This window comes from Nocardiopsis sp. Huas11, from assembly GCF_003634495.1.
Lineage (GTDB): Bacteria > Actinomycetota > Actinomycetes > Streptosporangiales > Streptosporangiaceae > Nocardiopsis.
In genome coordinates, this window is sequence record NZ_RBKY01000001.1 from 4,113,700 (window position 1) to 4,131,287 (window position 17,588).

Sequence of the window (17,588 nt, forward strand, 5' to 3'; positions counted from 1 at the left end):
CGCGGCGCGCTTCACCCGGTCAGCAGGTGAGGGTCACGGTCGAGCTCGTCTTACCGGAGGTCCACGCCCCGTTGTTGCCGATGATGCGCAGCCGGTGGTCATGGGTTCCCGCGCACCCGGCGGACAGGGTCCGTGAGCTGCTGCCGACCCACCTCACGTGGGAGTCCCGGGCCCACCCCCACCAGCGCGAGCTCTCGAGGTAGACGTCGAAGCTCCAGTTGTTGGGGCATCCGGAGCTCCCCGCGCGGGCGGCCACGGTCTTGGACGCGCTCTTGTACGGGGAGTTGGCGTAGAAGCTGCAGGCGGCGGCCTCGACCGCGGCGGGTTCCTGGGCGTGTGCCGGGGGAGACGTCAGGGCGGTGGCGAGCACGGCGCTGCCCAGGGTGAGGGCCGCGGCGCGCATGACTTCGGACATGTGGGGGTCCTTTTTTTCGGAGGTGGTGTTGCCAGACTCGAATGTGCCCCCGCCGCACATCGGAAAACGAGAATGCAAAACGCGAGGAAAGTCGAAAGAGGAAGATGATCGGAATATTTTAGTTTGTTACGATATGCCCTGGGGGGAAATGCACGAATCGATGGTCGTGAGCCGCTGACGAGTCATGGATATGCTGTCCTCAAACGGGATTTCTCGCGGCCCGCATCGTGCGCTGTGCGTCCGCCCGGCGACGTTCGGACGTTCGGACCCGTGGTCGAGCGAGCCATTCGTTCACGCGACAGGTCCTTGCGAGCCTCCGGACGAGTTCGCGGCCGACTAGCCGCGCGGGAACGCCAGCACCGCCTTCACCCGCCAGTTGATGTCCGCGTCCTCGTGCGCCAGGCGCGCACTCAGAGGCGGTCCGTCACGTCGAGTCCCGTGTCGGCGTCCGCGTCGACGCGGTCGAGGTAGAGCAGATCCGGTCGTGCACGCCGAATGGTGGCCGTGTCCGGACTGACCGTTCCTCGGTGTGGTTTCGCGCAGAACCGCCGCCTTGCGTGGAAAGTGATCGCCCATGGAGTTCCATACCCCGGCTCGTCCCGAGGACCTGCCCCCTTCGACACCCTCTGGACCCGGGCCGCCGCGCTGGCCGTCCTGGAGGCGGGAGGGAGCGTGAACCAGCACCGCTACGCCGACGCGGTCGTCCACCACGATGACGCGGGCGGCAACGAGTGGCGGCTCGCGCGGGTCGAGGGCGGACGCGGGGTGCTCGCCGGAGCCGACCACGAATGCGACATCCACATCGACCTCCCGGGCTATGACCCCTACGCAGGCCCCGACTGGCTGCCCTGGACCTGGTTCACCTCGCTGGAGAACCACCGCGAACAGGCCTTCGCCTACTGGTGGGACGGGACTGCCTGGGACCGCATCGACTACCCCGACGCCATCACCAACGACGGCCTGGACATGCTGCTGCCCCACCTGTGCACGACGGAGCGCGCGGCCGGCCAGGTGCTGGACTTCCTCGACGTGTCGCCTGCCACGGACGCATGGGAGGAGGGGTTCCCCCTGGTGCGCCGGGTCCTCGACCTCGCCGAGACCCGGTCCGGCACGGAAGGGGAGTGGCACGAGGCCCTGGACCACGTCCTGGCCTTCGCCGAACGCCAGGACTCCGAACACCTGGACTGGGAGGAGGACGAGTTCGATCCCTCCGCCGCCATGACGGTGGCGCGGGCGACCGGCCTGATCAAGGGCTTCGAGGCCGAGGTCAAGCCCGCCGGCCACGGCCGTCCCGAGGGCTGGGTCCCACGCCTGGGGTAGCTCCCACGCCCGGCACGGCACGCTCGCCCGGCACCCCGCGCTCGCCCGGGGGCGCGGCTCATCCCCGCGTGCGGCCGGAACGCTCCCGGTCGCGGTCGGCGGAGGCGCGCGCCCTTCGGCGGGCGTGCCGGCCCTGGCCGGGCCGGACGAGGGCCCGGCCGCTACACCTCGCGTGGCAGCCCGAGGTCGACCTCGGGCTCCCGCGTGGCGGAGGACGGAGCGAGGGACGACACCGAGCGCAGCCCCCAGTACACCCCTTGCAGAAGGTGGCGCGGCGCCCTGAGGGTCCAGTGATCGATGCCGTGGCTCTCGTACGTGGCATGGAAGCGATGCGTGTACGCCCGGAAGGACGAAGGCGAGGACTCCACCCGACGCGCGGAGACCCCCGCTCGCATCCGGGGCGCGTAGGCGACGCGGATGCCGGTCTGTTTGAGGTGCACTGCCAGGTCGATGTCCTCGTGCAGCACGTCGTCGTGGTCCGCGCAGGCCGAGCCCTCGATCGCGTGCCACGCCTGGGCACGGACGGCCATGTTGCTGCCGTAGAGGAACGGGCAGCGGCGCCTGCCCAGGCGCCAGAGCGGGCGCCGTACGAGGTCGTCGGACAGGGAGGAGGAGCCGAGCAGGGGCACGTCGTAGTAGGTGACCGGGCCGGTGACGGCTCCGATCGTCGGATCGCCCATGGCCTCGGAGACGTTCGCGACCCAGTCCGGGGCGATGACGGAGTCCGCGTCGATGCGTCCGAGGATGTCGCCCCTCGCCGCGGCGAACCCCGCGTTCCGCGTGGGGACGAGCCCCTGGGCGTCGAACTGCCGCAGGATCCTGATCCCGGCGTCGGGGTGGGCCTCCACCACGCGCCGGACGACCGCGGCCGTGCCGTCGGTCGAACGGTTGTCGACCACGATGATCTCCCGAGCGGCCCGCGTCTGCCGGAGCGCGGCGAGCAGACACCGCTCGATGGTGGTCTCCTCGTTGAACGCCGGAATGACCAGCGACACCGTCGGTGGGGGCGCCACCGGCCGAGCCGAGCTCACACGCCGTCTTCTCGGGATTTCGATGCCGGCCACGGCCTTCCTCTCCTCTGTCCACCGGTCGGGGGCGCCGCGGAGGCGACACCCCGGCCCGGGCTTCACCTCGCTCGGCCGCGGCGCTGCGTCGGCACAGCGGCGCACGCGAAGGGCCCGGGCACCGCGCGGCGAGGTGTGCGGTCAACTCGTTCCGCAACCCCGACGCGTCCGGCGTTCCCGCCTCGGCTCCGGGGCTCCGAGACCATGTGACATCAGGGAGGGCAACGGACGAGGCGGTCTCCGTGACCGGGAGGCGAACACCCGGCGACCTGGCAGGCGACCGGCCCACGACGGTGCGGAAAGGGTCCGGGGCCGTGTGCTGGGGCGCCCGGAGGCCGCCGGTGGGCCGGACGCTATCCGGCGCCGAGTTCGACGGCTGTGGCGCCCCGCCAGATCCGCGGACAGGGGCGTCACCGCCGGACCGGGACCCTCAGCGCCCGCGTCCCTCCACGCCACGGACCGCGCGGCGCCGCCGCCGACAGGGCCTCCTGCCCGGGACGTCCGCCGTGCCGCACCAGGAAACGGCCCCGCCGGAACGAACCGGCTGGTCACCGGATTCCCCTTTTCCGGTGCAGGAAAAAAGGCCGCAATGCGATCCATCGGTGAAACGACGCGTCGTGTCCGCCGATCATTGACAGGCATGGGCCAATGGCGAATATTCCATGTCCTGGGGGCGCACGAAGTCACCGACTCCGCATACTCCCCGTTTCCCCCGTTAGGAGCTCACGCATGCGCTCATTCCATTCCTTTCGCCGCGTCTCGGCCGTTCTCCTCGGCCTGGCCGTCGCCGCTTTCGCCCTGCCGGCCCCGGCATCGGCCGACACCGCCGAGGCCATGGGCGGCACCGGACCCTACGACGCCGAGTACACGACCACGTGGCGCCTGCGCGACCACACCGTCTACCGTCCGGTCGACCTGCCGGACGAGCGGCTGCCCATCGTCGCCTGGGGCAACGGCGCCTGCCGCGCCGACGGCACGTGGTTCGAGAACATCCTGACCGAGTTCGCCTCCCACGGGTATCTGGTCATCGCCAACGGCCGTCCCGGCGGCAGCGGCCAGACCGACGCCGAGATGCTCACCGACGCCGTCGACTGGGCCGTCGCCGAGAACAGCCGCCTGTTCAGCCCCTATCGGGGCAAACTCGACACCGACAACATCGCGGTGATGGGGCAGTCCTGCGGCGGGCTGGAGACCTACGAGGTGGCCGACGACCCGCGCATCGACACCACGGTGATCTGGAACAGCGGGATGTTCAGCGACGCCGACCCGAACCGGCTCGACCACCTGCACGCCCCGATCGCCTACTTCACCGGCGGCCCGAGCGACATCGCCTACCAGAACGCCCTGAACGACTGGGACGACCTGCCCAGCGGCCTGCCGGCCTTCATGGGCCACCTGGACGTCGGCCACTACGGCACCTTCCGTGACCCCAACGGCGGCGAGTACGGCCGAGTGGGCACCGCTTGGCTGGACTGGCAGCTCAAGGGCGACAGCCAGGCGCGCGCCGAGTTCGTCGGCGACGACTGCGGACTGTGCGCCGACCCCGACTGGGACACCGAGCAGAAGAACCTCTCCTAGACACCCCCGGCGACGGGTGGTGAAGGGCGGACCGGGGCACGGGAGTGCGGCCCCGGTTCGCCCGCGTGCGGAGAGTCCCATCGCCGAGCGCCCTCATGGCGGGTGCGGCTTCGGTCAGGGCCGAGCGGGCCGTCCCACCTGGGGGGCGTCAGCCGTGATCGGGAGGCTGCGCAGAGTCAGGGCGGCCGGTGGCGGCAGCGGTTCGCCGACCGCGCCGGCCGCGTCGGCGCGAAACGACTGGAGCAGGTAGGCCACCAGGCGCCGGGACGCCGCGCCGTCGCCCGGCAGAGCGGCCGCCAGACCGCAGTGTGCCAACAGGACCACGGCGATGTCGGAAGGATGGAAGTCGGCCCGCAGCGCGCCCGACTCCTGGGCCCGGCGCACCAGGACCGCGAAGTCCCGCTCGGCGCGACCGCGGGCCTGCTTGTACTCCGAGCTGCTGTCCGGGAAGGCCGCGGTGAACGCGGCCGGGAACCCCCGCTCCTCCAGTTGCAGCGCGCAGACCGTCTCGACCAGGTGCCGGAACCCCCGCCAGGGGTCGGGGTCGGCCAGCGCCTCGGTGAGCGCCCGCGCGCAGGTCTGCATCTGCTGCGTGTAGGCGCCCCGCACCAGGGCGTCCCGGGTCGGGAAGTGCCGGTACAGCGTCGCCACGCCGAGCCCCGCCCGGCGGGCCACGGTCGCCATCGGGGCGTCGATCCCGCGCTCGGCGAAGACCGCGCGGGCGGCGACGAGGACGCGCTCCCGGTTGCGCCGGGCGTCCGCACGCACCTCGCCTCGGGCTGTGATCCGAGAGGATTCCACCATCACTGTCTCTCGCTTCCGGTCGAATCGGACGATCGCGTCCACTTGGCAGCCTACGGTCGCTCTCACATCCCCGTACGGCTACCGACTGCGAAGGCGCGACGATGGACGACCGCATGATGAAGGCAGTGCTCTTCGACCGCTACGGCGGTCCCGACGTGCTCCACGTGGGCAGGGTGCCACGCCCCGAGCCGTCCCCTGGCGAGGTGCTGGTGCGGGTGCGCGCGTTCACCGTCAACGGCGGCGAACTGGCGGCCCGCTCCGGTCGTCTCCGCCTCCTGACCGGCCGGAGGTTCCCACAGCGCACCGGCTTGGACTTCACCGGCGAGGTCGCCGAACTGGGCGCCGGAGTCACGCGGATGGCGGTCGGCGACCGCGTGTGGGGCGTCCTGGGCCGCACGTCCGGGTTCGGCAGCGCGGCCGAGTACGTGGCCGTGCCCGCAGAGCGCGTCGGCCTGGCGCCCGAGGGACTGGACCTGGTGGAGGCCGCCGCGCTCCTGGTGGCCACCACCGCCGTCACCGCGCTGCGGGACAAGGCCGGGTTGCGGCCCGGCGAACGACTTCTCGTCAGGGGCGCGGCGGGCGGGGTCGGCAACGCCGCCGTCCAGCTCGGACGGGCCTGCGGCGCCGAGGTGACGGCCATCGCCCGCACCGCCAACCTCGACTTCGTCCGGGGGCTCGGGGCGCACCACGCGGTCGACCGTCGCAGCGCTCGGCCAACGGAGCTGGGCCGCTTCGACGTGGTCCTGGACACCGTGGGGACCGACCTGCGGGCCTTCCGCCGCCTGGTGGACCAGGGCGGGCGCATGGTCACCATCGCGTTCGACCTGAACCGGCCCGCGGCGTCGCTCGGCTCCATCGCGGCCAGCGCGGTCCACGGCCGCGGCCGGGTGCGCTTCTTCAGCGGCGACCCCACACAGGAGGACTTCGACGACCTCGCCCGCCACGTGGTCGAGGGGAAGCTGAGCCCGGCGGTGGACACGGTCTTCCCCCTGGAGGAGACGGCGGCCGCGCACCGGGCTCTGGAAGCGGGCGGTGTGCGGGGAAAGTACGTGGTCAGGGTCGCTTAGCACCCGGGAGCACACGGGTCGGAGCCATCGTGAGAGAATCACGCTTTCACGGTCCGCCTCCTTTCTTTCCGCTTCGGGGTGCAGGGGAAAGAGCGCGGTCCGCTGTCATGTTCACCGTTCCACGTGGTCCACCGACATCTGCGAATGACAGGTACCGATTGATGCATGCCACAGGTCCGGCGCAAGCCTGTATCGAGGAAGCGCGCACTATCGTGGTCGCGCCTTCGGAGTTGCACGGTCATGACGTGATCAGGCACTTCTTCGGATCCGCCATCACGCCGGAGGACCTTGCCTCCGGATCGCACGACCTCGCGCGCACGACCGTCTACCTGTGCGGCGACGTAGCGGAGATCAGCGGACACCGACTGCGTGCGGCGGACCGGGTCTTCGTCGTCCGGGATCTGTCACACGGTCGCCAGGAGCAGGAGGGCGTCGACGCATCCTGGACCCTCGTCGACAGCGGCCGAGTTCCCGTCCGGGTCCACGGCGCCGGCGTGTACTACCGCCGCTTCTTCGACCTCGACGCCGACCACTTCGGGCGGATCGGTGCCGAGCACGCCTTCCAGTCACTGACGGAGTCCACCAAGCCCGGTACGGCCCATCGCAGCGGAATCTATCTGACGCCCGTCACGCGAGACGGTGGCGACCTGCATTTCCGTCTGCTCCGCTGCTCCACGAATCTCTCCGGGCCGACCGAGGGTTTTCGCCCGACCGACACCCGTATCGTCGAGGAATTGAATCGCGAGGCCGACGCCGTCTTCCGCGGCCACGCACCGCTGAACCACGTGCTCGCGCAGATCTACCACAACACCCTCGCCACGGCCGAGCGCAAGCAGTCCAAGGCCAAGATCTCGGCTCACGCCGACAAGACCAAGGACATGCCCGTCAACGGCATCATGGCCTTCTGCACCTTCTATGAAGGGCTCGACACGTTGCGGCCGCTGGATGCGGACGCCTTCGACTACGGGGTGAAGAACACCAGCGCACTGACCCGACTCCGCTTTCGGCTCAAGGACGCGGCCGAGGAAAGCGAGGGAGCCGCGCTTCCCTCGCAGTTCACGCTGACGCTCTATCCCGGCTCCGTGTTCTTCATGCCGCTGTCCACCAACCGGCTGTACACGCACGAAATCCGGCCCTCATCCTTGGACGCCGCATCGCTCCCGACCCGCCTGGGATACGTGGTGCGCTGTTCGAGTGCCGAAGCCGTGCACAGGAACGGCCGGACGTTCCTCCACGGGCCTGGAGGCATGGTGGAGTTGGGCCCGCCCACACCGGAGGGCATGAACGATCTGCGCAGGCTGTACGCCGAGGAGAACAGGACCTCGTCGTTCATCGACTACGGCGACGGGTTCGCGTTCAGCATGAACACGGGAGACTACCTTGCCCCTCGAATCTAGGATCTCGGACGCGATCATCTCGTGCACTCTGCCGGCCGAGGAGGACCTCTTCGCGGAGCTGTCCGCGTCGGTTCGGTGGGAGGACGTGGGCAAGGGGCGGCGAGGCGCCGTGCTCACCCACGTCGACGAGGTCGAGGGCGTGCCTCTCGTGCGTACGACCAGTCGATACGGCGACCCGGCGCAGCGCTTCCGACCCGTGCACGAGCGGCTGGCACGACGGATCCAGGAACGTGCGTCGATTCCGGTCGGCTTCAACAACGCGCTGATCGAGCACTACACGAACGCCTACAGGACCATGGGCGGTCACTCCGACCAAGCCCTCGATCTGGCCGACGAGTCGTTCATCGCCGTTTTCTCCTGCTACCAGCACCCCGAAGCGAGCCCGAAGAGAAAGCTGATCTTCGCACCGAAGGGGTCGGATGACGAAAGGTTCGAGATCCCTCTCGACCACAACAGTGTCGTCGCTTTCTCCGTCGACTCGAATCGCCGCCTCAAGCACAGGATCGTCCTGGACACGCCCGCCCCAGCAGTGGACAACCCATGGTTGGGCGTGACGTTTCGGACGTCGAAGACCTTCGTCCGGTATCGCGACGGGCATGCCTATCTTCCGCAGGGAGCGCGCCTCCGGTTGGCCGACGATGAGCAGAGAACCGAGTTCTACCGGCTGCGGCGCCGTGAGAACAACGAAACGGACTTCACCTACCCCCAGTTGGCGTACACCATCAGCGAGAGCGACCTGATGCCGCCCGCCCAGCCTTGATCGGAACACGGTCCTGCTACTGCACAGGCTGGCCCTTGACGCGCTCCACGCTCTGGTAGAGGCCCCGCGGAGTGTCGTGGCGGCGGGCGGGCACCCCAGGCCGTCGGGTTCGCTGCGGCCGGCCTGGGGTTTCCACGTTCGGAGGGGCTCTTCGATCGGATCACGGGCCACCCGGTGGCACGGCGGTGCGGCCCGCTTCCTTCCCCGCCCGGGCCACCCTTGTTTGCGTCAGTGCCCCTCAGGGGTGAGCGTCCGCGTCCAGAGGGAGTCTCCGTTGGCGTCGCGCAGGAAGACGGTGAGCTCCTTGCTCCTACGGTCGATCTCGATCTCGCCGAAGTGCTGGAAGCCGTCGAGCGGCGAGGTGTTGGCCACGGGCGGAGCGTTCTGGAACACCACCTCGGGCCCGAAGGTGGGGTCGAGAGCGTTCGGCCCGAACGCGCCGGCGTGCAGCGGACCGGACACGAACTCCCAGAACGGGGTGAACTCGCGGCTGCTCGCGCGCTCGGGGGAGTAGTGGTGGGCGGCGGTGTAGTGGACGTCGGCCGTCACCCACACCACGTTGCGCGCGCCCCGGCGGTGCAGACCGTGCAGCACCTCGTCGAGTTCGGCCTCGCGCCCGCGGGGTTCGCCGGGCAGGCCGTTGGCCACCGCCTCGATGTCGTCGCCGTCGCGCACGATGACGCCGAGCGGCATGTCGGAGGCGATCACCTTCCAGGTCGCGGTGGAGGAGGAGACCTCGTCGACCAGCCAGCGTGCCTGAGCCTCGCCGAGGACGCGCTCGAACGCGGCGGTCCCCGCCGAGTTCGCGTCCCGGTAGGGCCGCATGTCGATGACGAAGACGTCCAGGTCGGGGCCGTGGGACAGCTTGCGGTAGATCTTGCCGTCCACCGCCTCGGACGGGACGATGGGCATCCACTCGTGGAAGGCCCGGTGGGCCCGCCGGGCGAGGACGTCGACATCGGTCTCGGTGTAGCGGTCGTCGTCGAGGATCTCGCCCGGGTACCAGTTGTTGACGACCTCGTGGTCGTCCCACTGCACGATCTGCGGAACCCGGGCCGCGAAGCCGCGCACCGCGTCGTCGAGCAGGTTGTAGGCGTACTGGCCGCGGAACTCGGCCAGTGTCTGCGCGACCGCCGCCTTCTCCTCGGTGACCACGTTGCGCCACGTGCGCCCGTCGGGCAGCGTGACGCTCTCCTCGAGCGGGCCGTCGGCGTAGACGGCGTCGCCCAGGTGGAGGAAGAAGTCCGGGTCCCGATCGGCCATGGCGGCGAAGATCGGCATGCCGCCGATGTCGGGGTTGATGCCCCATCCCTGGCCGGCGACGTCGCCGGAGAACACGAAGCGGATCGTGTCGTCGGCAGTGCCTCCGGCGGTACGGAAGCCGCCTTCGATGACTTCACTGCTGTGCCGCCCGCTTTCGGCGCGCACCCGCAGGTACACCTCCTGGCCCGCGTCGAGCCCGGTGATACGGACCCGGCCCGTGCCGTCTCCGGCCGGGTTGAGCTGCGGCCCGCGGACCGTGCGCGCGTCACGGAAGTCGGGCCGGGTGGCGAACTCGACGAGCATCCGAGCGGGGCGGTCGGCGCGCGTCCAGACCACGGCCCCGTCGGTGCGGGGATCGCCGAGCTGGATGCCGTGCGTCAGGACCGGGCGGTTGCGGCCCTGGGCCAGGGCGGGAGCGGCCGCGCCTGCGACCAGGAGGGCGCTCGCGGTGCCCGTGGCCCCGAGTTGGAGGGCGGATCGACGTGAGAGGTGGGTGCGTGCCATCGGGGCTCCTCGTTGCGGGGGAATGGTCACCCACGGTTTCTATCCGGAACGTCCGTCCCCTGCCTGAACGAGAGCCGACACCCGGACAAATACGAACCGGGTGGTCGACACGGGTAGCGGCCACCCGGGCACGGGCAGGTTCCGTCCTGGGGGCCGTCGGCGGTCGTAGCCGAACGGGCGAGCCCTCCAGGCGTGGAAGGGCGGCTCTCAGGACGGTAGCCGGAGCGACCCGGGTCGGCCAGGGGTGTCCCCGTACCTGAGGGGCCATCGGAGCACAGGTCCCCTTTCGTCTCCCGTTCCTGTGCCCCGGGCGACAGGCGCCGTGACCACGCGGACCAGGGCCATGGTGCACAGGCCGCGACTGCGTAACATGAGGTCACGCTGCACGTGCATGCCTCACACTCGGGAACCCGGAGCGCTACGCCATGGAGTACACCGTCTCGATCGAGATCGCTCTACCGCTGGAGAGGACGGTACAGCTGCTCGCCGAGCCGGCGCACATGTCGAAGTGGCTGCGGGGTCTGGTCCTGCACGAGCCGCTGAGCGGGACGCACGGGCAGGTCGGCACCACGTCGCGGGTCGTGTTCCTGTCGGGGAAGCAGCAGATGGAATGCACCGAGACCATCACGCGCCGGGAACCGGCGGACCTGCACGGGATTCCGGAAGGACAGGTCGTTCACTTCGAGCGCGAGATCGTCGCCGAGGGCATGTGGAGCGCGGTTTGCGACCGGCTGACCGAAGCCGATCCGGAGACGACGCTCTGGGTGAGCGAGAACGAATACCGGTTCAGCGGTGCGATGATGCGGGTGGTGGGGTTCCTGATGCCCGGCGCCTTCCGCAAGCAGTCGCTACAGCACATGCAGGACTTCAAAGCGTTCGCGGAACAGGGCAAGGACGTCCGCGAAGCGAAGGGCTGATCCACGCTCAGCGTTCGTCTCCCGGGTGTGGAGTGGCCGATGCCGTGGAGCCACTCCAGCTGTCGCTCCACGTGTCTGTCGCGTTCCCAGCTCTCGATGGCCGGTCCCACGTTGGGCGCGATGCCGATACCGGCGACGAGCACGAGGACGAGGAGGATCACCCCGTATCTGCGGTGTGCGGCCAGCGCGAGCGGGGCGGCGAGGCCCATCACCGCCGACCACGCGAGGTGTTCCGTCATGTCGAGGCGTGGCAGTAGGGACCAGAAGAACGAGTACTGCACGACCGCGTAGACGGGCGAGACCGCGGCCGCCGCGGTGAGGAGACCGGCCTTGAGGACGGGACGTTCCACAGGGAAGGTCTCGGAGCCGGGGGGAGCGAAGCAGTGGGGGGAACTCACCGGAACCCAGACGCTTGCCGAGCGACAGGGTACCGAGAACGCCCGCCCCGGCTATGACGGTGAGGGCGAACACCGCCGAGACGACGGGGGGTCCGTTGTCTCGATTCGTGATCGGTATGTAGGGGAGGCAGAACAATCCCAGGGGCATCGCGCTCGTGTACAGCAGAGTGTGCCCGAACACGATGAGTCGGGGTCTGATCGATGAGGGGTACACGGTGTCGAGTCGCTCCGATCAGGGAGGCTGTCCCAGAGGTGGGGGAGCGCTGGTTCCTCGGTGTCTCCTCCTACCCGAGGGCCTTGATGTTCGCCCCTGCTCCCAGATCCACCTTGTCTTGTTCATGCCCCTCTGATGGTGGCGCGCGAATGCCTGTGGCGTAGGGGATGCCGGTGGAAATGGCCGTATGCGGCCACGGCCACTAGCTCTCGGGCAGCACGAGCTCAAGCGGGGTGGGGGGCGGCTCCATCGCGGTGTGCAGGGGACTTCGGGTGTTCGCGCTGGGACCGAAACGGATCCAGGCCAGCTCCTGCGCCCGACGCCGGTCGAGTGTGAGCAGACTGCGCGCGCCCGGCGCGAATGCCGCCGGTCCGTGCCGGGTGGCCGCGCGCAGCCGTCGCCAGCGCCGCGAATGCGCCCGGTGGCTGCGCACGGTCACTCGCCGCCCCCGGGCGTTCTGCCCGTTCAGGGCCTGTTGCGGAGTGGCGTCGATCATCAGCACATGCATCTCGTACCGGCGGAGTCGGCAGAGCAGGGCGAGCAGCACGCGGACCGGGCTGCGAGTCCCGCACTCGTGCAGCACCACCGGGCCACCGCGCAGTGCCGCAGCCATCCGGACCAGGTGCAGGACGTGCACCACCCAGCGCCACAGCGGGTAGGGGATCCGACCGAGCAGTGGTCGCAGCCGGTACCGCGACTGGAGCGAGTCGATCACCCGCACGCCCTCCGCAGTGAGCACGGTCCGCCTCTCGTTCTCGCCGAACCCGAACAGCCGCCGCAGCAGGGTGCTCTTCCCGGCCCCGGGCACCCCGGCGACCAGGACCAGGGACCGCCGGGGGTAGATCATTCCGTGCACTGTCGAGTCGTTCACCGTGGGCACGTACCGCGCCGGCCCTTGGAACATCTTCGGTAGCTCCTCAAAGCCGACCTTCGCGCCGGTGAGGCGCGGCTCTACAACGGCCGCGTCACCAATGTCATGACGCTACCGGGAAACCGCCGAGCTTCATCCCTGGCCTGTGGGTGACCTTGTTGTGGCAACCGGGTTCCGGGATCACGTGAGCAGAAGTGGTCCATGATGGTGCCATGTCCGCCGAGTCGACCGGGGTCCCGCCGATGGCCACTCACGTCAACGTGGTGCTCGATGGCATCACGAGAGTTTTCGCGTGGGAGGACGACGCTCGCATTGAGGTGCGCAACCTCGGAAGCGAAATCGTCGTAGAGGCCAACGCCGCAGGACTGCGCACCCTGGCCGGCCATCTGATGACACTTGCCGAGGACGGGACCCCGGACGGAGCCCATCTGCACCTGGAGCAGCACAACGGTCTCGTGGAGGGCTCCGTGGGCCTGGTCCTGGAGCGCTGCGAGGAAGAGGAGGAGTAGCCGACCGCCACATACGTGGCCGAAGACTCCGGCGACGACGCGGGTCACCGGAGACAGCCTCGGAGAAGAGGCCGGGACGGGCCGGCCACTTCACCTGTGAGGCCGGCCCCGCCTCCAGCGCGAGCACCGCCGGAGCAATGGGTCCGGGAGCGGCGGGGGACCAGGGCTCAGCTTGAGTCGGAGGCGCTGGCGAGGTGGGCGTTGATGCGGCCGAGCAGGGCGAACAGCTGCCCACGCTCGTCGCGGTCGAGCGGGGCCATGATGTGCTCGTTGACGCCGGCGAGGACACGGTCGAGCTCGGCGAGGCGATGCTCGCCGGCGTCGGTGATGGTGATGACGTTGCGGCGCTTGTCGGCCGGGTCGGGGGCGCGGCGGACCCAACCGCCGTCCGCGAGGTCGTTGAGGACCGCGACGAGGTCGCTCTTGTAGATCCGGGCGCGGCCGGCGAGACCGGCCTGGCTCGCGGGGCCGAACTCGGCGAGGGCGGCGAGCACCACGAAGTGGTCCTTGTGCGCGCCCACCGCGCTGAGCGCGTCGCCCGCGACGCGCCGCATCTGAACGGCCGACATGCCGACGAGGCGCGAGAGCTGGCCCTTGAGTCGCTCAGGGGTCTCGTCGCCTTGGTCGAATTGCAGCTCGTCGCCGGTCTCCATGAGAGCAGCCTACCCCGCTTGCGTTAGTGACACTAACGATATATCTTCATGAGCGAGGCGAACGTTAGTCGTCCTAACTAATTTATGAGGGCCGTCATGACCAGCACCGAAACCCTGATCCGCGACCTCGCCGACCGCGCCGAACTGGCCGACCTGGTCGCCCGCCACAGCCTGTGGATCGACGAGGGCCGCTACGACGAGACCGACCGGCTCTTCACCGAAGACGTTGTCGTCAAGTCCCTCCGGGGAGAGGCTCGCGGCATCGAGGCGCTCATCGATCTCGCGCGCTCGCGTCACGAGGCGTACGTTCGCACCCTGCACAACAAGTCCAACCTCGTCATCGAGGTCGACGGTGAGACCGCCACGGTGCGCGCCCACGACATCGCCGTCTTCGTCATCGACGAGAAGACGGAGGCTGTCGCGGCAGGGATCCACCGCTACGGAGCGCGCCGCACAGAAGACGGCTGGCGCTTCAACCGCCTCGACATCACCCCGGTCGCACTGACCGAAGCCCTCGACCGGGCCCTCTAGGTCGCGCTCAAGAACGTGTGAGGCGGACCGGAGTGTGAGCGCACGGGTGCCACGAACAGGCCGGCGGCCCCGCCCCCGCGGTCGGCGGCCCCAGCGCCCCGTGTCCTCTGCCCAGCGCCCCCGGTCGTCTGCCCTGGCGGCCCCGCACGCAGGGCCGCCAGGTGGTTCGCCTACCCCGGCGTGGGCACCATCCGTCCCTCCACCCGGGGCGCGCCGTCCGCCGACGACTCACGGAACCGGCGCACCGCGTCGCGGTAGACGCCCGCGCTGCGCTTGGGCCGCCGCTCGAACGCCCCCCCGGTCCACGCTGTGCAGCCCCAGCTTGGAGTGGTATCCGGCCACCCACTCGAAGTTGTCCATCAGCGTCCAGTGGCAGTACCCCAGCACCGGGACCCCGCGCTCGATCTCCTCGGCCAGGCCGGCGAGCGAGGGCTCGATGAAGGCCGCGCGCAGGTCGTCGTCCTCGGCGGCGATCCCGTGCTCGGAGACCAGGACCGGTACGCCCGCGACCTGGTGGGCGTAGGTCACCGCCCCGGCGAGCGAGGCGGGCTCGACCGCCGTGCCCATGTCGTTGACCGCGGCGCCCGGCTCCGGCGGGACCGGCCCCTCGGGGCCGTGCACGACGCGCTCGTAGTTCTGCACGCCGACGAAGTCGTCCTCCCGGGCCAGGCGCAGCCAGTGTTCGTAGACCTGAGCGCGCTTGGGTCGCGGCCGGCCTCGCCGCCGGGCAGCGCGTGCTCGTCGGTCACCGCGGTCGAGAGCCCGACCGGCAGGTCCGCCCTGTGGATGGCGCCGATCGTCACGTTCAACCACTTCGCGGGCAGGTGGACCTCGGCCTCCGTCCCCGGCGGGACGGTCACGATGACGGTGACATCCTCGCCCTGACGCGTCCACCCCGCCTCCGCGCGGCCGTAGGGCGTGTAGTGGCTCACCCGCGCCCACTCCAGCTGGGGGCCCGGGCCCGTTCGAGGACCTGGACCCGCCAACCACCGCGCTCGTCGCCGCGCACACCGGAGAGGCCACTGTTCGTGGCCCGGCATCGGTGATGCGCCAGTGCTCGGCCTCGCTCATCGGCGTGCGGCGGGCGAGGCCGTTGAAACCGGGGTTTCAGTCCTGGGGGAGCAGGTACGTACCGTCGTGGATGCGCACGAAGGGGCCACCTGGTGCGAGTGCGTCGGTGATGCGTGCGGCCTGTGATTCGGGGGCGACCGCGATGGCTTCGTCGGCCGTGAGCCAGACGACCTCGCGCGACTCTTCGCTCGTGGTCGGCTGCCCGCCGACGTAGTCGCACAGGAAGGTCAGGCAGACCACGCCGCGCTTCATGTTCTTGTACACGCCGGTCAGCCGAACGGGTTCGATGCGTACGCCGGTCTCCTCGAAGACCTCGCGGACGGCGCCCCGCTCGGGGGTCTCGTCGAGTTCGAGCACGCCGCCGGGCGGCACCCAGCGGCCGTTGTCGGCCCGTTTGATCATGAGGATGCGTCCGTCGTCGGGATGGGGGACGATCCCGGTCACGCTGACACTGTGCAGGGGGAGTTCTGGCATGTCGTGTGTCAGCCGTCCTTCGCGCAGTTCGGAAAGGCGCTCCGCTCACCGGTGTCGATGGTGAGTGCGCCCGGCTCCCGGTGCTCGGTCATGAGGATCTTTCTGGAACCTCCGCCGCATCGCGGATGACGTCTTGAACGTCGTCCCACGGCAGTGCGGCGGACCTGCATGGACCCGAACCCGTGCCGGTGTTCTGCGCGTTCTTCACCGCCTCCGAAGAAGTGTCCGCACGGATGTACGTCGATGGGGCCGACACGGTCGGTTTCGCCAAGGTGCGGCGGCGTGCAGCCGCTCGGTGGTGCCATGCCTTGGGACGGTAGCAGGACCTGGACAACGGTCTCCGGGCGCCTGGTCGGCTCCGGTGCTGATACCGATTGCTGCAACGACGATGACGACCCGAAGATCGTCTTTCCCACGGCCTGGGGCCTCACCGATGACCTGAAGTACTTTCCTCGTATTCACCGCCTCACCGAGTCTTCCGCGAGGTCGGCGAAGACGACGATGTTGTCCGTGTAATGGCCGGTGGTGGCATCGAAGTCACCACCGCAGGTAATGAGCCGCAGCTCCGGGTGCCCGGTATCGCCGTAGACCTCTTCCGCAGGGAAGTCGCCCTTCGCATAGCGCTCCACCGCGTAGACGGTGAAGTCCACCACGTTGCCGTCGGCGCGCTCGACCGAAATGGTGTCCCGGTTCCGGAGCTCGTCCAGCCGGTGGAAGACGGCGGGCCCGGTCGTGGAGTCCAGATGGCCGGCCAGGACGGCAGGCCCCTCCTGGCCGGGGGCGGCGCCCAGGGAGTACCACCCGACAGCCTGCCACTCCTCGGGGACCTCAAGGCTGCGGTCGTGGTTCAGGCCGAGTTCGACCATGTGCGAGGTGCGCAGGTCGATCTCCGGAATGGTCAGGGCCACGGGAGTCGAATGCCCCAGAGCGTCGGGTTCGTCGGCGGCGGCCGGGGCGGTCGGCTCGGCCGCACGCGCGGATTCCGGCGCACTCACTTCGAGGCGCGGTGGAGAAGGAGAATGGGCCTGCCCGAGCCCGAGTGTCAGGAGCGCGACTCCGGCTCCCGCGCACGCGGCCGTCACCGCCGCGGCGATGGAACTGCCGCGGCGGCGGGCACGTGTGTGACGGCCCATCAGCCGTCGTACCCCGGCTTGCGGGTCAGGGCGAGTCCGCCCGCGGCCACCGCGACGAGGACGCCGCCGGTACCGATCAGCCAGAGGTTCGATCCGCCGTCGGCGGTCCCTCCGCCGCCGGTGTCCACACCGCCGACCGGAGTCTCGTCGTCGCCGTTCTGGTCCTCCTCGGTCCCGCTGTCGGTGTCGTCCGAGGTGCCGTCGGTCGACCCGTCGTCCGAGCCGTCGTCCGAGCCCTCATCCGACCCGTCGTCCATGACCTCGCTGGTGCCTTCCTCGCAGCCCACGCCGTCGCCGTCGGCGTCGAAGTTGTGCGGGTCTCCTGCGGTGACATCGATGTTGCGCTCGGTGATGTCGGAGCAGTCCAGGTCCGTCCCTGCTCCGTCGTAGTCGCCGCCTTCCTCACAGCCCACGCCGTCACCGTCGGCGTCGAGGTTGTGCGGGTCCCCATCGCTGACGTCGATGTTGCGCTCGGTGATGTCCGCGCAGTCCAAGTCCGGCGGCGGCGGGTCCAGGTCCTCGGAGAGGGCCGGTGCGGTGCCACCCAGGGCGAGTGCGGTGCCCAAGCCGAGAGCTGCGGCAGCGGTCGTCACGGTACGGGTCATGTTCATGTGTCCTCCTTGCGCTCGGGACGAGGCTCGAAGC

General features: G+C 69.9%; 19 protein-coding genes. 8 read left to right on the forward strand and 11 right to left on the reverse strand.

Annotated features, from left to right (window positions below; all coding sequences use genetic code 11):
* Positions 1 to 19 precede the first annotated feature (19 nt).
* Entirely contained in the window at positions 20 to 415 is a 396-nt protein-coding gene (locus DFP74_RS18715; RefSeq protein WP_121183248.1) for a hypothetical protein, read from the reverse strand.
* A gap of 672 nt (positions 416 to 1,087) precedes the next feature.
* Here DFP74_RS18715 and DFP74_RS18720 point away from each other — a divergent pair.
* Positions 1,088 to 1,735: a hypothetical protein gene (locus DFP74_RS18720; protein WP_233571027.1), complete on the forward strand. Its 648-nt coding sequence runs from the start codon at positions 1,088 to 1,090 to the stop codon at positions 1,733 to 1,735.
* A 161-nt stretch (positions 1,736 to 1,896) separates the two neighbouring features.
* Here DFP74_RS18720 and DFP74_RS18725 read toward each other — a convergent pair whose 3' ends face one another.
* Complete coding sequence (locus tag DFP74_RS18725; RefSeq protein ID WP_199725700.1) at positions 1,897 to 2,766, reverse strand: glycosyltransferase family 2 protein; 870 nt, start codon at positions 2,764 to 2,766, stop codon at positions 1,897 to 1,899.
* A 762-nt stretch (positions 2,767 to 3,528) separates the two neighbouring features.
* On the opposite strand from DFP74_RS18725, the gene DFP74_RS18730 reads away from it, so the two are divergent.
* Positions 3,529 to 4,377, forward strand: a complete 849-nt coding sequence (locus DFP74_RS18730; RefSeq protein WP_121183252.1) for an alpha/beta hydrolase — start codon at positions 3,529 to 3,531, stop codon at positions 4,375 to 4,377.
* 114 nt (positions 4,378 to 4,491) lie between these two features.
* Here the strand turns inward: DFP74_RS18730 and DFP74_RS18735 are convergent, their stop codons facing one another.
* On the reverse strand, positions 4,492 to 5,181 hold the full coding sequence (locus tag DFP74_RS18735; protein WP_121183254.1) for a TetR/AcrR family transcriptional regulator: 690 nt from the start codon (positions 5,179 to 5,181) through the stop codon (positions 4,492 to 4,494).
* Between the two features lie 116 nt (positions 5,182 to 5,297).
* Here DFP74_RS18735 and DFP74_RS18740 point away from each other — a divergent pair, with 116 nt between their 5' ends.
* From DFP74_RS18740 to DFP74_RS18750, 3 genes are all read left to right on the forward strand, one after another.
* Positions 5,298 to 6,248: an NADP-dependent oxidoreductase gene (locus tag DFP74_RS18740; protein ID WP_233571359.1), complete on the forward strand. Its 951-nt coding sequence runs from the start codon at positions 5,298 to 5,300 to the stop codon at positions 6,246 to 6,248.
* A 161-nt stretch (positions 6,249 to 6,409) separates the two neighbouring features.
* On the forward strand, positions 6,410 to 7,645 hold the full coding sequence (locus DFP74_RS18745) for a hypothetical protein (protein ID WP_121188353.1): 1,236 nt from the start codon (positions 6,410 to 6,412) through the stop codon (positions 7,643 to 7,645).
* 109 nt (positions 7,646 to 7,754) lie between these two features.
* Positions 7,755 to 8,405: an alpha-ketoglutarate-dependent dioxygenase AlkB gene (locus tag DFP74_RS18750; protein WP_233571028.1), complete on the forward strand. Its 651-nt coding sequence runs from the start codon at positions 7,755 to 7,757 to the stop codon at positions 8,403 to 8,405.
* Positions 8,406 to 8,633: 228 nt separating this feature from the next.
* Here DFP74_RS18750 and DFP74_RS18755 read toward each other — a convergent pair whose 3' ends face one another.
* Positions 8,634 to 10,172, reverse strand: coding sequence for an alkaline phosphatase (locus tag DFP74_RS18755; RefSeq protein WP_121183260.1), 1,539 nt, complete (start codon positions 10,170 to 10,172; stop codon positions 8,634 to 8,636).
* 425 nt (positions 10,173 to 10,597) lie between these two features.
* On the opposite strand from DFP74_RS18755, the gene DFP74_RS18760 reads away from it, so the two are divergent.
* The gene (locus DFP74_RS18760; protein ID WP_121183262.1) at positions 10,598 to 11,089 is read left to right on the forward strand and encodes an SRPBCC family protein; all 492 of its coding nucleotides are present in this window, start codon (positions 10,598 to 10,600) and stop codon (positions 11,087 to 11,089) included.
* Positions 11,090 to 11,903: 814 nt separating this feature from the next.
* Here the strand turns inward: DFP74_RS18760 and DFP74_RS18770 are convergent.
* Complete coding sequence (locus tag DFP74_RS18770; protein WP_121183266.1) at positions 11,904 to 12,605, reverse strand: AAA family ATPase; 702 nt, start codon at positions 12,603 to 12,605, stop codon at positions 11,904 to 11,906.
* Between the two features lie 179 nt (positions 12,606 to 12,784).
* On the opposite strand from DFP74_RS18770, the gene DFP74_RS18775 reads away from it, so the two are divergent.
* Positions 12,785 to 13,081, forward strand: coding sequence for a hypothetical protein (locus DFP74_RS18775; protein WP_199725701.1), 297 nt, complete (start codon positions 12,785 to 12,787; stop codon positions 13,079 to 13,081).
* Between the two features lie 167 nt (positions 13,082 to 13,248).
* Here the strand turns inward: DFP74_RS18775 and DFP74_RS18780 are convergent, their stop codons facing one another.
* Positions 13,249 to 13,734 (reverse strand): MarR family winged helix-turn-helix transcriptional regulator, encoded by a 486-nt coding sequence (locus DFP74_RS18780; RefSeq protein ID WP_121183268.1) that lies wholly within the window; start codon positions 13,732 to 13,734, stop codon positions 13,249 to 13,251.
* A 96-nt stretch (positions 13,735 to 13,830) separates the two neighbouring features.
* On the opposite strand from DFP74_RS18780, the gene DFP74_RS18785 reads away from it, so the two are divergent.
* On the forward strand, positions 13,831 to 14,265 hold the full coding sequence (locus DFP74_RS18785; protein ID WP_121183270.1) for a nuclear transport factor 2 family protein: 435 nt from the start codon (positions 13,831 to 13,833) through the stop codon (positions 14,263 to 14,265).
* 228 nt (positions 14,266 to 14,493) lie between these two features.
* On the opposite strand, the gene DFP74_RS18790 is transcribed toward DFP74_RS18785, so the two are convergent.
* The 5 genes from DFP74_RS18790 to DFP74_RS18810 form a co-directional block, all read right to left on the reverse strand.
* On the reverse strand, positions 14,494 to 14,907 hold the full coding sequence (locus DFP74_RS18790) for a family 1 glycosylhydrolase (protein ID WP_121183272.1): 414 nt from the start codon (positions 14,905 to 14,907) through the stop codon (positions 14,494 to 14,496).
* Positions 14,790 to 15,305 carry an alpha-L-rhamnosidase C-terminal domain-containing protein gene (locus tag DFP74_RS35180; RefSeq protein WP_370013401.1) on the reverse strand — a complete coding sequence of 172 codons (516 nt, stop codon included), beginning with the start codon at positions 15,303 to 15,305 and terminating at the stop codon, positions 14,790 to 14,792. The genes DFP74_RS18790 and DFP74_RS35180 overlap by 118 nt, the downstream gene beginning before the upstream one ends.
* A 67-nt stretch (positions 15,306 to 15,372) precedes the next feature.
* Positions 15,373 to 15,810: an NUDIX hydrolase gene (locus tag DFP74_RS18800; RefSeq protein WP_121183276.1), complete on the reverse strand. Its 438-nt coding sequence runs from the start codon at positions 15,808 to 15,810 to the stop codon at positions 15,373 to 15,375.
* 458 nt (positions 15,811 to 16,268) lie between these two features.
* Positions 16,269 to 16,805 (reverse strand): class F sortase, encoded by a 537-nt coding sequence (locus DFP74_RS18805; protein WP_158613018.1) that lies wholly within the window; start codon positions 16,803 to 16,805, stop codon positions 16,269 to 16,271.
* Positions 16,806 to 16,942: 137 nt separating this feature from the next.
* Positions 16,943 to 17,554 carry a hypothetical protein gene (locus DFP74_RS18810; RefSeq protein WP_121183279.1) on the reverse strand — a complete coding sequence of 204 codons (612 nt, stop codon included), beginning with the start codon at positions 17,552 to 17,554 and terminating at the stop codon, positions 16,943 to 16,945.
* Positions 17,555 to 17,588: the final 34 nt, after the last annotated feature.